The sequence below is a fragment of the Mycolicibacterium phocaicum genome (assembly GCF_010731115.1).
GTDB classification, from domain to species: Bacteria; Actinomycetota; Actinomycetes; order Mycobacteriales; family Mycobacteriaceae; genus Mycobacterium; species Mycobacterium phocaicum.
Genome location: NZ_AP022616.1, coordinates 5,170,853 through 5,185,861 on the forward strand (window position 1 = coordinate 5,170,853; position 15,009 = coordinate 5,185,861).

General features: G+C 65.5%; 17 protein-coding genes. 12 read left to right on the forward strand and 5 right to left on the reverse strand.

What is annotated here, in order from left to right; genetic code table 11:
* The first annotated feature begins 108 nt into the window (after positions 1–108).
* The 6 genes from G6N46_RS24860 (at position 109) to groL (ending at position 7,057) form a co-directional block, all read left to right on the forward strand.
* On the forward strand, positions 109–1,377 hold the full coding sequence (locus tag G6N46_RS24860; protein ID WP_167526433.1) for a PucR family transcriptional regulator: 1,269 nt from the start codon (positions 109–111) through the stop codon (positions 1,375–1,377).
* Between the two features lie 130 nt (positions 1,378–1,507).
* The gene (locus G6N46_RS24865) at positions 1,508–2,602 is read left to right on the forward strand and encodes an Abi-alpha family protein (RefSeq protein WP_138250369.1); all 1,095 of its coding nucleotides are present in this window, start codon (positions 1,508–1,510) and stop codon (positions 2,600–2,602) included.
* A gap of 29 nt (positions 2,603–2,631) precedes the next feature.
* Entirely contained in the window at positions 2,632–4,053 is a 1,422-nt protein-coding gene (locus G6N46_RS24870; protein ID WP_138250368.1) for a DUF445 domain-containing protein, read from the forward strand.
* Between the two features lie 5 nt (positions 4,054–4,058).
* Positions 4,059–4,841: a universal stress protein gene (locus G6N46_RS24875; protein ID WP_138250367.1), complete on the forward strand. Its 783-nt coding sequence runs from the start codon at positions 4,059–4,061 to the stop codon at positions 4,839–4,841.
* A 209-nt stretch (positions 4,842–5,050) separates the two neighbouring features.
* A complete protein-coding gene (gene groES / locus G6N46_RS24880) occupies positions 5,051–5,353 on the forward strand; it encodes a co-chaperone GroES (RefSeq protein WP_029367666.1) in 303 nt (100 codons plus the stop codon).
* 84 nt (positions 5,354–5,437) lie between these two features.
* On the forward strand, positions 5,438–7,057 hold the full coding sequence (gene groL, locus G6N46_RS24885) for a chaperonin GroEL (RefSeq protein WP_138250366.1): 1,620 nt from the start codon (positions 5,438–5,440) through the stop codon (positions 7,055–7,057).
* Between the two features lie 51 nt (positions 7,058–7,108).
* Here the strand turns inward: groL and G6N46_RS24890 are convergent, their stop codons facing one another.
* Together G6N46_RS24890 and G6N46_RS28325 are read right to left on the reverse strand one after the other, a co-directional pair.
* Positions 7,109–8,419: a carboxylesterase family protein gene (locus G6N46_RS24890; protein ID WP_138250365.1), complete on the reverse strand. Its 1,311-nt coding sequence runs from the start codon at positions 8,417–8,419 to the stop codon at positions 7,109–7,111.
* 59 nt (positions 8,420–8,478) lie between these two features.
* Positions 8,479–8,649, reverse strand: a complete 171-nt coding sequence (locus tag G6N46_RS28325) for a hypothetical protein (RefSeq protein WP_167526434.1) — start codon at positions 8,647–8,649, stop codon at positions 8,479–8,481.
* 165 nt (positions 8,650–8,814) lie between these two features.
* On the opposite strand from G6N46_RS28325, the gene G6N46_RS28985 reads away from it, so the two are divergent.
* From G6N46_RS28985 to G6N46_RS24900, 3 genes are all read left to right on the forward strand, one after another.
* Positions 8,815–8,937, forward strand: a complete 123-nt coding sequence (locus G6N46_RS28985; RefSeq protein WP_268815740.1) for a hypothetical protein — start codon at positions 8,815–8,817, stop codon at positions 8,935–8,937.
* A 1-nt stretch (position 8,938) separates the two neighbouring features.
* The gene (locus G6N46_RS28880) at positions 8,939–9,097 is read left to right on the forward strand and encodes a globin family protein (RefSeq protein WP_234880753.1); all 159 of its coding nucleotides are present in this window, start codon (positions 8,939–8,941) and stop codon (positions 9,095–9,097) included.
* Between the two features lie 162 nt (positions 9,098–9,259).
* Positions 9,260–10,597 carry an adenylate/guanylate cyclase domain-containing protein gene (locus G6N46_RS24900; protein WP_138250364.1) on the forward strand — a complete coding sequence of 446 codons (1,338 nt, stop codon included), beginning with the start codon at positions 9,260–9,262 and terminating at the stop codon, positions 10,595–10,597.
* Here the strand turns inward: G6N46_RS24900 and G6N46_RS24905 are convergent.
* Positions 10,538–11,371 (reverse strand): mycofactocin-coupled SDR family oxidoreductase, encoded by an 834-nt coding sequence (locus tag G6N46_RS24905; protein WP_138250363.1) that lies wholly within the window; start codon positions 11,369–11,371, stop codon positions 10,538–10,540. The genes G6N46_RS24900 and G6N46_RS24905 overlap by 60 nt on opposite strands.
* 79 nt (positions 11,372–11,450) lie before the next feature.
* On the opposite strand from G6N46_RS24905, the gene G6N46_RS24910 reads away from it, so the two are divergent.
* From G6N46_RS24910 to G6N46_RS24920, 3 genes are all read left to right on the forward strand, one after another.
* Complete coding sequence (locus G6N46_RS24910; RefSeq protein ID WP_138250362.1) at positions 11,451–12,224, forward strand: enoyl-CoA hydratase; 774 nt, start codon at positions 11,451–11,453, stop codon at positions 12,222–12,224.
* Between the two features lie 54 nt (positions 12,225–12,278).
* Positions 12,279–12,749, forward strand: a complete 471-nt coding sequence (locus tag G6N46_RS24915; protein WP_138250361.1) for a hypothetical protein — start codon at positions 12,279–12,281, stop codon at positions 12,747–12,749.
* A gap of 86 nt (positions 12,750–12,835) precedes the next feature.
* Entirely contained in the window at positions 12,836–13,936 is a 1,101-nt protein-coding gene (locus G6N46_RS24920) for a ferritin-like domain-containing protein (protein ID WP_138250360.1), read from the forward strand.
* On the opposite strand, the gene G6N46_RS24925 is transcribed toward G6N46_RS24920, so the two are convergent.
* Both G6N46_RS24925 and G6N46_RS24930 read right to left on the reverse strand, forming a co-directional pair.
* Positions 13,917–14,381, reverse strand: a complete 465-nt coding sequence (locus G6N46_RS24925; protein WP_138250359.1) for an OsmC family protein — start codon at positions 14,379–14,381, stop codon at positions 13,917–13,919. The genes G6N46_RS24920 and G6N46_RS24925 overlap by 20 nt on opposite strands.
* A 10-nt stretch (positions 14,382–14,391) precedes the next feature.
* A complete protein-coding gene (locus G6N46_RS24930) occupies positions 14,392–15,009 on the reverse strand; it encodes a TetR/AcrR family transcriptional regulator (RefSeq protein ID WP_226519384.1) in 618 nt (205 codons plus the stop codon).

The following is a 15,009-nucleotide window of genomic DNA, read 5'->3' on the forward strand; positions in this document are numbered from 1 at the left end:
GACGTCTCGGGACGACCAACTATCGAGGTGTTCGAGGAGCGTCGTTGTCCTGCGGCGACAAAGCCCGATTTGCGGCAACTTCAGCACCTGGTGATCTACCGTCGTTTCATGCCGGAAAGACGCGTCGACGAGGGTGGCGTCGTCGTACGCGCGGCGCAGATCATCGGCGCGCTCGACGGCAAGTTGGACCACATCACGCAGTCGATCCAGAAGATCCTCCTGACCGAGATCGCCGAGCTCAGCGAGGATGCGCAACTGATGGATTTGCAGGAGCACACCGTCGCGGCCAATGTTGAAACTGTCTTCGCCTCCATTCGGCACCGCATCCCGATCGAGGACGTCGTGCCGCCCACGGAATCGCTCGAGCATGCGCGGCGGATGGCACAGCGGGGCGTGCCCGCAAATGCGATGGTGCGCGCCTACCGGTTGGGCCACCAGGAAGTCCTGAACTTCGTGCTCGACGAGATCGCGGCGTCGGACATGGATCCCCGTTGGGCGCTCGACGTGTTCAAGTACTTCCAGACGGTCTCGTTCGGCTACATCGACTGGATCTCCCAGCAGGTGCTCAATACGTACCAGCAGGAGTACGACCGGTGGGTCGAGAACCGGAACAGCATGCGAGCCCAAGGGGTTGGCGCCATACTCGGCGCGGACGGTGGTGACGTCGATGTGCTCACCGAGGAAATCCGCTACCCGCTGCGGCGCATACACGTGGCGCTGGCGCTCTGGTACCCCGATGGCAACGACGGCGACGAGCTCGTCCGAATGGAACGTTTCGCCAACCACCTTGCCAGGTCACTCGGCACCCACGAGCCGCCGCTGTTCCTGTCGGTCGACCACCTGACCGCGTGGGTCTGGCTGCCGCTGTCGACGCACGGTGCTGCGAACGTGACAGAACGTATTCGGGAATTCGCGACAGTACAACAGGATTCACCGTGGATCGCGATGGGCAACCCGCTTCCCGGCATCGATGGGTTCCGCCGGTCACATGAGCAGGCGGTGGACGTCCGTGCCGTGGCGGTGGTGTCGGGATCCGTCGACCGCCGCGTCATGGCGGCGAGCGACCCAGGGCTGCCCGTCGCAACGCTGCTCGGGAATGACGTCGGATCGGTCGGCGCCTGGGTGGCCGAAATTCTGGGCCCGCTCGCGAGTGACACCGAGAACGACGAACGGCTTCGCGAGACATTGCGTGTATTCCTGCGGACCGGGTCGAGTTTCAAGGCCGCCGCCGATGAAATGCATCTGCATTCGAATTCGATCAAGTACCGGGTGAACCGCGCCATCAGTCGGCGTGGCGCGCCGATTGCCGACGACCGCATCGAGGTCGAGGTCGCATTGCTGCTGTGCCACTGGTTCGGCCAGGCAGTTCTGAACTGACAATTCGCCGTGACGGGGCATTTGTGGACCGTCGACAACGCGCGCCTTGGACGCGCCACGAACTTTGGTTGTTTGCGACGTAGTTCGCCTGCCCTCACGCCCGTAGTTTTTGGATCACTGCGAAACGCATATGAGCGAGCCGGTCCTTTGGATAATTACTCGCACAGTCCAACGGAGGCGAATCATGAGCGACGGTCCAAAATCCGACGATCGCGATCAAGAGCAGAGCAGTAATCCGTTGGACGCCATAGTCGATCCGCTCACCAAGTTGGGCATCGACACCGCGCGTGACATCGCGGCCGCCGTGCAATCGACCCGGGCCGCAGCCGGCGACCTGTTCAAGGTCGTCAACATTCTGAGCCGGCTGCCCGGACGCGAGACGCATCCGACACCGGCAGCGATCTCATCGCCGGCGGATGCTGCCGATGACAGCGACGATATTGACGATGGCGACGAAAGTGCCACTGCTGCAACCGCTGTGCTGCCCGTCGTGGCGCCGGACGCGTTGCCGGACGTGAACCCGGGAATCTTCGGCGGCCTGAAGCGCGTCGCCGTCACGCCGGTACGCCGAGTGATGGGTGGCTCCGGCGACGCCGTCAAGAAGAAGTCCGAACACCGCGACGGCGACAAGAAGGACGCGAAGCATGACAGCGACGCTGATCTGCGCCACTGGGGCGACGAGCTGATTGCCAAGTCGCAGAAGCCCACACGTAAACAATCACACCGGCATCCGGCATTCAGCCAGATTCTCAATGAGCTTGCGCCGGACGAAGTTCGGATGCTGCGCTTTCTGGCCGTCGCAGGCACTCAGCCGTCCATCGACATCCGGACGAAGACGATGTTCCAGGTCGGCTCCGAGCGGCTCGTCAGCGGCGTGAACATGATCGCCGACATGGCCGGATGCCGTTGGCCGGAGTCCGACCAACGTTATCTCGCGAACCTCAATCGCCTTGGCCTGGTGCGCTTTTCGTCTGAGCCAGTCGCGGACTACCGGCGTTATGCGCTGCTCGAGGTGCAACCGCGGGCGCTCGAGGTGACCGAGGTGATACCCAAGACGATCAGCGTGTACCGCAGCATCTATCTGTCGGATTTCGGCAAACAGTTCTGCGAAGTCTGCATCGACACCGACGGTTACAACGCCGGGGGCTGGGCCACCGATGAGCGCGGCGACAAGATCATCGGGAAAGGCCCACCTGATCCCGCCGCGCACAAACCCAAGCACTGATCCGACCCCGACAAGCCCAGGGATATGCCATGACAACGCTCGCCGCCGGGCCCTTTCTTGATTGGGAGGAGCTCACCGGACAATCGAAATTCGTAGTCGACATCATCAGCGTGCCGATCTTCAGCGCGATTGCCGGCTTGATCACCAACTGGACCGGCGTCATCATGTTGTTCGCGCCCGTGCGGTTCACCGGCTTCTATGTGCCGGGCCTGAAACGGATATTTCCCTTTCTTCCCCGTAAGGTCCAGATTCTGCCCACCTTCGCGCCCAACGGAATTCTGGGTTTCCAGGGATTCATTCCGTGTCGCGCCGAGAAGATGGCCAGCCTCATCGTCGACACTTCCATAGCCCGGATCGGCAAGATCTCGGACTTCTACGCACAACTCAATCCCGACAAACTCGCCAAAGCCATTGCAGTGGCGGCCAGACCGGACATCGGCCGACTGACCACCGAGATCATCGAGGCCCGGCATCCGCAGATGTGGCGCTCGCTCCCACAGCCACTGAAAGACGAGGTGCTGCAGACCGTCGACGCCGAGTTACCGACCATTTCCAAGCGCGCCTTCGCCAAGATCGGCGAGAACATCGACCAGTTGCTCAACGTCAAGCTGATGACCGTCAACTTCCTGCGCCGCAACCCAGAAGTGTTGCGGGACATCATCAAAGGCATGGCGGTGCCCGAACTGCGCTTCATGGTGCGCATCGGCGCACTGGGCTTTCCGTTCGGTGTGCTGCTCGCACTGTGGCTGTCGCTGATCTATTACTCCAGCGATGAGGCGCGCGAACACGCAGCGGCCCATGGCGGTTTCGCGATCCACCTACCGGGATTCCTCGACTCGATCCTGCACTTCCTGCCGACCTGGCTGTGGGTGCTCGGCGGGGCCGCGGTGATCGGCATCATCGTCAACATCATCGCGATCAAGGTCGTGTTCGAGCCCGGCGAGCCGCAGCCCCGATACAAATATCTCTGGAAGCAAGGACTTTTCGCGAAGCGTCAGCACCAGGCCGCCCACGAACTCGCCACGATGTTGTCGCTGCAGGTCCTGACCGTCAAGAACTTCGCGCACGAACTGCTCAACGGCGCCAGCGCGGAGAAGACCCGTGCGCTGATCCAGTCCGCGGTCGGCGAAGAGGCCGAACGCATCCTGGGCCCGTACCTCGTCGTCGCCCGCAAATCGTTCGGTGTCGTCGATGTCGAAGGGCTGCAACGCGGCGCCGGCGACAAGCTGGTCGATTTCGCCCCGAGCGTCCTCTACGACCCCGGATTCAACAAGACCCAGGCCAAGAAGATCGAGACGTTCGCGACCGAGAAGTTCCGGGCGCTGCCGCCCGACAAGTTCGGCGAGATGCTGTACTCGGCCATCGAGCAGGACGCCTGGCTGCTGTACGCCCACGGTGGACTCCTGGGCATCCTCGTCGGCGCCGTCCACATCCTCGTGTTCGGAGCGTGATCACCATGACGTCCTACTCCCGAATCGTCGTCGGCACCGACGGATCCGACGAGGCGACCGACGCGGTCACCGTCGCCGGCGTGGTGGCCGCTGCCCTCGGTGCGCCGGTCACCGTCGTCACGGCGTGGAAACCCAGCGTCTCGGTTCCGGGCGGACGGGAACAGCCGTGGGCGGATCTGACGGCCGAGGGCGCCGACGTCGACCTCACCGCGTTGGGCGTCATGGCAATCGACAAGGTTCCGGTGAAAGGCAGCGCGTTCGACGCCCTGGTCGACGCCGCGGCGCAGTCCGAGCGGCCACTGATCGTCGTCGGGGCGGCGGGGCTCGGTCACACCTCCAGCCGGTTCTGGGGGAGTACCTCGAACGAACTGTCGCACCACAGTCCCGTCGACGTGTTGTTCGTGCGCAAGCCGGTTTCGGCAGTACAGACGATCGCCCTGGCCACCGACGGCTCCGACACCTCGGTGCGCGCGGTCCAGGCCGGGTACGACCTGGCGGCCGCACTCGGGGCCCGGCCGATCCTGGTCACTGTGGCCGGCGACGCCGTCGCGGCCGAGGAGACGCTGAACGACGTCGAAACCCAGCTGGGAATCACCGGCTCGCTCGAGAGGCTCGCGCTGGCCGGCGATCCGGCCGACGTGCTCGCAGCTGCCGAATACGACCTTCTCGTGATCGGGAACCGTGGCATGGCGGGCTTCGCCCGGGTCCTCGGGTCAACGGCCAACACCATCACTCATCGAGCGACCTCCAACCTGCTGCTGGTCAACACGTCACCGGCGGCTGATTAGCCTGCCGATTCTGCTCTCAGCGAGTTCGCCTGAATCCGGCACTGCCCCACCCTTGAGCGCTAGCACTCGCGTGTATAGAGTGCTAGGTGGCATGCGGCCAACCGCGCTCCGGCACCCGCGACGACGGTGTGTGGTCAGGACGCTTGCCGAACAACCTGGCATCCGGGGATTGGCCCTGGATCGACATACCAACCAAGTGGAGGGCTTCCATCGTGGCAGTCAACATCAAGCCACTCGAGGACAAGATCCTCGTTCAGGCCAACGAGGCCGAGACCACGACCGCTTCCGGTCTGGTCATCCCTGACACCGCCAAGGAAAAGCCGCAGGAAGGCACCGTCGTCGCAGTTGGCCCCGGCCGCTGGGATGAGGACGGCGAGAAGCGGATCCCCCTGGACGTTGCCGAGGGCGACACCGTCATCTACAGCAAGTACGGCGGCACCGAGATCAAGTACAACGGCGAGGAGTACCTGATCCTCTCGGCCCGCGACGTGCTGGCTGTCGTCTCCAAGTAAGCATTCGTGTCCCGCCCCGGAAATCCCCGTGTCCGCACGGGCGGTTTTCGGGGCGGTATGCGTTAGGCGTCAAGAAAGACTTTTATGAGCAAGCAGATTGAATTCAACGAAGCTGCGCGCCGCGCCATGGAAGCCGGTGTCGACAAGCTCGCCGACGCGGTCCGCGTGACCATCGGCCCGCGTGGCCGGAACGTCGTGCTGGCCAAGGCCTTCGGTGGCCCGCAGGTCACCAACGACGGCGTCACCATCGCACGCGACATCGACCTGGAAGACCCGTTCGAGAACCTGGGCGCCCAGCTGGTCAAGTCCGTCGCGACCAAGACCAACGACGTCGCCGGCGACGGCACCACCACCGCTACCGTGCTGGCCCAGGCCATCGTGAAGGCCGGTCTGCGCAACGTCGCTGCCGGTGCCAACCCGATCGCGCTCGGCGCGGGCATCTCGAAGGCCGCCGACGCGGTGTCCGAGGCCCTGCTGGCCGCGGCCAAGCCGGTGTCCGACAAGACCGCCATCGCCCAGGTCGCGACCGTGTCGTCGCGCGACGAACTGATCGGCGAGCTGGTCGGCGAGGCCATGACCCGCGTCGGTGCCGACGGCGTCGTCACCGTCGAGGAGTCCTCGACCCTGAACACCGAGCTCGAGGTCACCGAGGGTGTCGGCTTCGACAAGGGCTTCCTGTCGGCGTACTTCGTCACCGACTTCGACGCCCAGGAAGCCGTCCTCGAGGACGCGCTGGTGCTGCTGCACCGCGACAAGATCAGCTCGCTGCCCGACCTGCTGCCGCTGCTGGAGAAGGTCGCCCAGGCCGGCAAGCCGCTGCTGATCGTCGCCGAGGACATCGAGGGTGAGGCCCTGTCGACCCTGGTCGTCAACGCCATCCGCAAGACCCTCAAGGCCGTCGCGGTCAAGGCGCCGTTCTTCGGTGACCGCCGCAAGGCGTTCCTCGAGGACCTCGCCGTCGTCACCGGTGGCCAGGTCGTCAACCCCGACGTGGGCCTGACGCTGCGCGAGGCCGGCCTCGACGTGCTGGGCACCGCCCGCCGCGTCGTCGTCAGCAAGGACAGCACTGTGATCGTCGACGGCGGCGGCACCGCCGAGGCCATCGACGGCCGCAAGGCGCAGCTGCGCAGCGAGATCGAGGCCTCGGACTCGGATTGGGACCGCGAGAAGCTCGAAGAGCGCCTCGCCAAGCTGGCCGGCGGCGTGGCCGTCATCAAGGTCGGCGCTGCCACCGAGACCGACCTGAAGAAGCGCAAGGAAGCCGTCGAGGACGCCGTCGCCGCCGCCAAGGCTGCGGTGGAAGAGGGCATCGTCACCGGTGGTGGCGCCGCTCTGGTTCAGGCTCGCGCCGCTCTGGACAGCCTGCGTGGCTCGCTGTCCGGCGACGAGCTGATCGGCCTCGAGGTCTTCTCCTCGGCGCTGTCGGCCCCGCTGTACTGGATCGCCACCAACGCCGGCCTCGACGGCCCGGTCGTGGTGAACAAGGTGGCCGAGCTGCCCGCCGGCCACGGCTTCAACGCCGCCACCCTGACCTACGGTGACCTGCTGGCCGACGGTGTCGTCGACCCGGCCAAGGTGACCCGGTCCGCGGTGCTCAACGCCGCGTCGGTGGCCCGGATGATCCTGACGACCGAGACGGCCGTCGTGGACAAGCCGGCCGAGGAAGCCGATCACGGGCACGGCCACCACGGCCACGCCCACTAGGTAGTTCCAACGAACCACCCCCGGTCCTGATGGGCCGGGGGTGGTTTCGTCTTACCCGAAAACGAGGTGTCGCTGCCCGAGCGCCGCGATGCCGTCATGCGCGAAACCTGCCCACAGGGAACGCATCTGGCGCCCGAGGTCTTCGTCGACGGTGCGTGGCTCGGGACCGAGCATCGGCGCGTCACGCCACGAGCCAACCGCACCCAGGAGCAGCGGGAGCTCGATGCAATGGCATGCGCCCAGCGGTGCTCGCGGTGGTGCCCAGTCGATGCGGAAGGTCGCCGACCGTCCACCCAGTCGTTCCCAGGTGCGGGCGAGATCGATTGCCGGCCTGCCGAATACGCTGCGGGTCAGGTTGCGCCCGATCGCCGCGGTGAGCACTGCGCCGAGCGGTCCGAGCCGCTGCACGCGGGCGCCGCGCGGATCCATGGACACAAAGGGCCGGCCGTCGTCGCGCGTGTAGCCGACCAGGATCTCGACTCGCTTTGCCGCGTCGGCGAGCTGCGACTCGAAGTGTTCGGCGGAAACCATCGGTGCGTAACCGAGAATCGGTGCGAAGGCCATCATGCCGAGCCGTCCAAACGGCTGGGCAGCGGCCAGCGCAGCAAGCTGTGCCGCGAGCAGTTGGTCGATGTCGGCCTCCACGGCCGGCACGCCCTTCAACGACGCCAGCGCCGCGGTGCGCATCGCGGCGGCCATCGAGGAGCGCTCGCGCGGCAGGCCCAGCGGAGCGCTCTGCAGGATGGCCCGGGTGAACAGGCCCGTTGTCTCCGGGCACAACATCAGCGACAGCACGGAATCGCCGCCGGCGGACTGGCCGAACACCGTGACCCGGCCTGGATCGCCGCCGAACGCCGCGATGTTGTCGCGGACCCACTGCAGCGCGCAGATCTGGTCACGCAGCCCGAGGTTCTGCGTCTCCGGGTCATGGATGTTCAGGTACCCGAAGATGCCGAGCCGGTAGGTGACGGTGACCACGACGACCCGTCGTTCGGCCGCCAGCGTCTGCGCGTCGTACTTCGGGGATTCGCCACCACCCGACACGTAGGCCCCGCCGTGAAACCACACCATCACCGGTAGTCCTTCGGCATCCGCGGGTGCCGTGACGCTGAGCACCTGGCACTGCTCACTCTTCGTGAGGCCGTCGACGACGGCACCGGTGACGGACTGCAGACGCGATGGCAATTGAGGGCACGCGGGGCCGCGCTCGGTGGCGTCGATCTCTTCCAGGCCGACCGCGACCGGCTCCGGGGCGGCGAACCGGTCGGCGCGGGCATAGGGAATGCCGCGGGCGACGACCACGCCGTCGTCGTCGATCGCCCGCAGGGTGGTGCCGCCGATGTCGATGCTCTTGGCCGCCATCGGATCACAATATGAAGGACCCCCGGTCCTTGTGGGCCGGGGGTCCTTCATCGGGGCGATCAGAACGCTTGGTCGTAGAACCCGTTGCTGGTGTTGGAGTTGTCGTGGTTGTCGACGCTGTAGTGGGGACCGATCGGGGTTCCGGTGGTGGCCTGCGCGGGGACGGCCAGACCCAGGACGGCGGCGGTCATGCTCGATGCGATCAGAGTGGCAAAGCCGAACTTCTTCATTTTGAACCCCTTTTTCGGTTGTTGTGGTGCTCTGATCGTTGAAACCAGTTGTGCGGCAGTAGCATTCCGATCGGCAGGATTTGATGCACGGTTGGCAGGATTAACTCTTTGGCGAAATCTTGTCGATTCCCCGCCTCGGCCTGACGCGGGCGCGATGCTTGGGCGATGACCGAGACGATGCCATCGCTCTATCGACGGCTGGGCGGCTACGACGTGATCGCGGCGATCATCGACGACATGTTCGCCCTGCGAGCTGACCGGCGGGCCGTGCCATTACATCGGGCGTGACATGAAGACCTCACATGCAGGACTGGCGATCTCGGGGGCCGAATGGGACGCCAACATGAAGCATGCCGACGCCGTGCTGATCGAGAACGGTGTGGCCGACGCCGAAAGAGCCGAATTCCTGGCACTTTTCGAGCGATACCGCGGCGACATCGTCGAATAGCAAGGTCGCCGACGGCCGGTCGATGGAGGGCGCGGACGCAGTGTCGTGCTGAGGGCGTCCTTGAGGCGTATATACGGTTAGCGCTGCTCTCAGGCCGACATTGTGATCGGGCTCGAGCGGAACTCGAGTACACCAGACCCGCGTCTCCGCTATTTTCGCCCTGTGGGTGCGCAAACGGTGCGGTGCTGGGTGCAGCAGCGGCATGCCCAACTCCACATGCGCAAGTGGATGCTGGAGTTCGACGACGCCGACTCCGAGCGCGAATTCCGGGCGCACGACGACGCCAACGGGCTGCGGGCGGCGACCTTCGCGCAAGTGGTCGGCATCCTGTTCACCGTCGTATACGCGGCCGTGGACTTCCTGGTCCTGCGCGGGTTCGTCCCCGGCGCGCTGATCGTCCGCGCGGTCACCATCGGTATCTTCCTCCTGGGCATCGTGGCGATCCGCCGCATTCGGACGCTCCAGGACCGTCTGCAGGTCGCCGCTGTCGTGCAGCTGACGGTGATCCAGGTGCTGCTCGTACCGGTGCTCGCTCGCGTCGGCGATTTCCCGACCCAGTACCTGATGACGTCGGCCACCGTCACGCTGCTGGGCGCCGTCGGTCTACTGAGGTTGCGCATGCACGCCGCGCTGGCCAACACCGTGGTGTTCGTCGCGGTGTGCCTGGAACTGCCGACTGCCCGGGGCAGCCTGGACGAGCTCGGCACGATGGTGCCCCAAATCGGGGGACTGTCCGCGATCAGCGTGCTGATCGCGTATGCGCTGGAGCGGCTGCGACGTATCGACTTCCTTCGGCAGCGTGAAGTCGAACAGGAGCGGGCCCGGACGGAGGAAATCCTCTACAACGTGCTGCCGGCACCGATCGCGGACCGGCTGCGTGACGGCGCGCTGACCATCGCCGACTCGGCGGACAGCGTCAGCGTGTTGTTCTCCGACATCGTCGGCTTCACCCCGGTGTCCGAGACGTTGACGCCAGAGGCGCTCGTACAGCTGCTGGACGAGATGTTCCGCGCTTTCGACGAGCTCTGCGATCGGCGCGGCATCGAGAAGATCAAGACCCTCGGTGACGCCTACATGGCTGTCGCGGGCCTGCCCAACCCCGATGACGACCATGCGGCATCGATGGCCGAACTGGCGCTCGACATGCAACGCACCGTAGGCCGCCTGGCATCGAGCTGGCCGAGTCCGATCTCGATGCGGATCGGCATCTCGTCGGGCCCGGTGGTCGCGGGCGTGATCGGTCAGCGCAAGTTCATCTACGACCTGTGGGGCGACACCGTGAACACGGCCAGCCGCATGGAATCCAGTGGCCGCCCGCACCGCATCCAGGTATCCGAGTCCACGCACACGCTGCTCGAGCACCGCTATGAGTTCAGCGATCCGCAGGTGGTCGACGTCAAGGGCAAGGGGCCGATGACGACGTACTTCCTCGAGGGCGCCCTACTTGACCGAGATGCCGCCGTCGACCGGCAGCGTGATTCCAGTGATGTATCGACCTGATCGTCCGCAGAGGTAGACCATCGCCTCGCTGACATCGGAGGGGTCGATCAGCTCGACCGGCAAGGGTGCCTGCAGCCCCGTGACGTCCTCGGGGTGCTCGGCGACCAGTTCGGCGAACCCCTCGTTGAGGATCATCGGCGTGGCCACGCCCGTCGGATGGACGGTATTGACCCGAATATTCTTCTCCGCCAAAGACGTTGCGTAATAACGCATCAGGCCGACGACACCGTGCTTGCCTGCATGGTAGCCCGCCATGCCGCGGCTCTGGCTGGTGAGCGTCGGGCACAGGCTGTTCAGTCCGGCGGTCGAGCTGGTGATCACGATGGCACCGCCTTCGTCCTGGCTCAGTAGGTACGGCAGCGCGGCCTCGATGGTGTAGTAAACGCCGTTGAGCAGCACGGCGACGGAATCGTCGAAGGCAGCCATCTCGTGCCGTTGTTCCCCGAAGCCCGGGAGGATGCCCGCGTTCGCGAGCACGAAGTCGAGCCGGCCGAGCTCGGCAACACCGTCGGCCACAATGGCTTTCAGTCTTTCGAAGTCACGGACGTCACCCGTTTCCGCGACGATCCGGCGACCGGTCTTCTCGACCAGGTTGACGGTCTCGTCGAGGTCTTCGCGGGTCGACATCGGATAACCGACGCTCGCAATCTGATCGCACAGGTCGACGGCGATGATGTCGGCGCCTTCCTCGGCGAAACGCACGGCATGCGAACGGCCCTGGCCACGCGCGGCGCCGGTGATGAATGCGACTTTGCCTTCGAATTGACCTGCCATGAGGATCTCCGTCCGCCGGTGAATCGAGTATCGCGCCGCGGCCTCCCGCGTGGTCGAAAATCGGTGTTAACGTCCGACGATGAGCGAACCGCTGCTGCGCCGTGACCGCGATGACCGCGGGGTCGTGACGCTGACGCTGAACCGTCCGCAAGCCTTCAACGCACTGTCCGAGGCGATGCTCACCGAACTGGGGGAGGCCTTCGCCGCCGTCGCCGGCGATGCGACGGTGCGGGCCGTCGTACTCGGGGCATCCGGCAAGGCTTTCTGCGCCGGCCACGATCTCAAGGAAATGCGGGCGGAGCCCTCACTCGAGTACTACCAAAGCCTGTTCGCCCAGTGCACCGAGGTGATGCTCGCGATCCAGCGGCTCCCGGTCCCGGTGATCGCGCGGGTGCAGGGGCTGGCGACCGCTGCCGGCTGTCAGCTCGTCGCGATGTGCGACCTCGCGGTGGCGAGCCACGATGCCCGCTTCGCCGTCAGTGGCATCAACGTCGGATTGTTCTGTGCCACGCCGGGAGTCGCGCTGTCGCGCAACGTCCCGCGGAAGGCCGCCTTCGAGATGCTGGTGACCGGCGAGTTCATCTCGGCGGACGAAGCCAAGGCGTTGGGATTGGTGAACCGGGTGGCGGCCGCGGAGGCATTTGACGACGAAGTCGATGCCATCGTCGCGAGCATTGTCGCCAAGCCCGCCGTCGCCGTCGCGATGGGCAAGTCGCTGTTCTACCGCCAGATCGAGGTCGGCATCGACGCCGCGTATGCGGACGCCGGCGCGACCATGGCCTGCAACATGATGGACCCGAGCGCGCTCGAGGGCGTGCTGGCCTTCATCGAGAAGCGCCCGCCCAATCGATAGGCGGACAATCTCCCCGCCAAGAATCCGCCAAGCGACGCGCACCACGCTGTCGCCATGAAGACCATTCTGATTGCAGCGTTCTCGGTCGCGGCCACCGCAGCATTGCCCCTCGCCGCCGTGGCGAACGCCTGCGGCGGTGGCGGCCCGGTGCCCGCCAACCATGAATTCGTGACGCCGTCGGGGAACATCGTGTGTGATATCTACTCCGACGGCAATGGCGTGAATTGCGAAGTCCGGGAACATGCTTGGGTGCAGCCGGCATCCACGATGGGTCCCTACGGCCGGGCCTGTGATTTCAACTTTGGCGGTTTGCAGTTCTACGTCAGCAAGGGCAATCCCGGAAAGCTCGGATGCTACGAAGGCGCGAGCAACTTCACCGCCTCGAACCTCAAGACGCTCGACTACGGCCAGACCTTCAGTCAAGGTGCGATCACCTGCGCCAGCGAGCTGGCCGCCGTCACCTGCACCGACACTGCCACCGGGCACTTCATCCACGTCTCGCGTGAGAGTTACGACTTGGGCTGAGTGGTTGACGGCTCGGCTGTCCGCGGCGCACTGTGATACAGGTCATATTTCCGTCCGGACATATGCGCGCAGAGAGGCGGCCGTTGATGACTACCAAGGACAAGTACACGACGGTGCCCTCGCCCTATTCCTGGGATGTGCCGAGCGGCGGCGACGCGCGCTTCACCTGGGAGTATGACGACGGCCGCGGACGTCTGCTGTCCCTGTATCAGAAGGGCAAGGACAAGCAGTGGGATGCGCAGTCGCGTATCGACTGGTCGCAGGACGTCGATCCGATGAACCCGATCGGCCTGCCTGACGAGTTCCATCCGCTGTTCGGCAGCCCGATGTGGGAGTCGGCCGACGAGAAGCGGCGTGCCGAGATGCGTCAGCATTCGCAGGCCTGGCAATTCTCGCAGTTCCTGCACGGCGAGCAGGGCGCGATGGTGTGCGCGGCGAAGATCGTCGAGGTCGTGCCGGACCTGGACGCGAAGTTCTACGCCGCTACCCAGACCATGGATGAAGCCCGGCACGTCGAGACCTTCTCGCGGTTCCTGCAGGAGAAGGTCGGCGTCGTCTACCCGGTCAACAAGAACCTGTCCGTGCTGCTCGAGGACACCCTGCGCGACTCCCGCTGGGACATGCCCTATCTCGGCATGCAGGTGCTCATCGAAGGCCTGGCGCTCGCCGCGTTCGGGGTGCAACGCGACCTGGCGGCGCCCAACTCGTTGGCCAAACAGGTGCTGGCCTACGTCATGCAGGACGAGGCCCGGCACGTCGCCTTCGGCCGAATCTCGTTGAAGGACTACTACTCCCAGATCAGTGATGCCGAGCGGAACGAGCGTGAAGAATTCGTCGTGGAAGCCTGCTACCTCATGCGGGACCGGCTACGGGGCGACGAGGTCTACGAGGCGTTGGGCCTCGACGTGCAGGCGTGTGTCGACTGGGTCGAGACGGCGCCGATGCTGAGCCAGTTCCGGTCGCATCTGTTCAGCCGAATCGTGCCGATTGTCAAGGACATCGGGCTGTGGGGTCCCAAGGTGCAGAAGGCGTTCGCGGACATGGGCGTGCTGGACATGGCCGGCTTCGACATCGAGGGGATGATGAAGGCCGACGAGGATCAGGCCGAAGCGCTCGACAAGGCCCACGCCGAAATGGTCGTCCGGGCAGCCGAAGTCGACGACATCATCACGCAGGCTGCGAGCTGACCGGCCGCAACGACGTGGAGACGTGCACGGAGGAGGTCAGCGTCCGGTGCACGGGACAGCGCTCGGCGATGGCCAGCAGTTTTTCGCGCTGATCGTCGTCGAGGTCGCCGAGCAATTCGATCTCGCGGTCCATGTGGTCGATCATGCCGGTGGCTGAGATGTCACAATCGGCGCAGTCCTTCGCGTGAATCCGGGAGTGCCGCAACGACACCCGCACCTGTTCCAGTGGCCAGCCCTTCTTGTCGGCGTACATCCGCACTGTCATCGAGGTGCAGGCGCCCAGGGCGGACAGCAGGAGGTCATAGGGTGACGGCCCCGCGTCGTCGCCGAACGGGCGTGGCTCGTCGGCGATCAACCGGTGCCCGCCGGCGAGGATTTCCTGCGTGTAGGTCCCCGTGCCGCTCTCGGCGACGGTGACGGTGCCTTCGGGCTGTGGTGTCGTCATGACGACAAGGCTAACTGGAGGCCCCGGACAGCGGGGCCAGGATCAACCGGCACGCCAGCTGAATTTCGTCTTCGGTCTCGTCGGCGGAGATCCGCCCGTTGAGGCTGGACTGCAGGATGCCGTGCCAGGTGTGCTGGACCAGTCGCATCAGCGAAATATCTTGCGGCCCTGGATCGTCCACACCGCAGATGGTCAGCAGCATGCTGCGGACCTGGCGGTCGATGTGCCCCACCTCGGCGACGGCCGTCGCGTCGGCGGTGTTCAGTGAATTGAGCATGGCGGCCGTCAGGTGGGGTTGGCGCAGCATCGGACGGGTGGCGCGCGACAGGACGTCGAACACGCGGTCGGCCGCGGTGCCGGCCGGGGCCTTGCGGCGGTGGATGCCGTCCTGCATCTTGTCCACCCGGTCGGCCATGAGGCCGACGAACAAGTGGGTCTTGGACGGGAAGTAGCGGTACAGCGTGCCGAGTGCGACCCCGGCCGCGCGGGCGACTTCGTTCATCTGCACCTGGTCGGCGGGCTTCTCGGCAGCAAGGGCCGCGGTGGCCTGGAGGATCGCGTCGCGCCGCTGCTGCTGCACGGCGGAGCTGGGCTCGGCGGCCGGGCGGGGTTCGGCGATTCGTGCCAA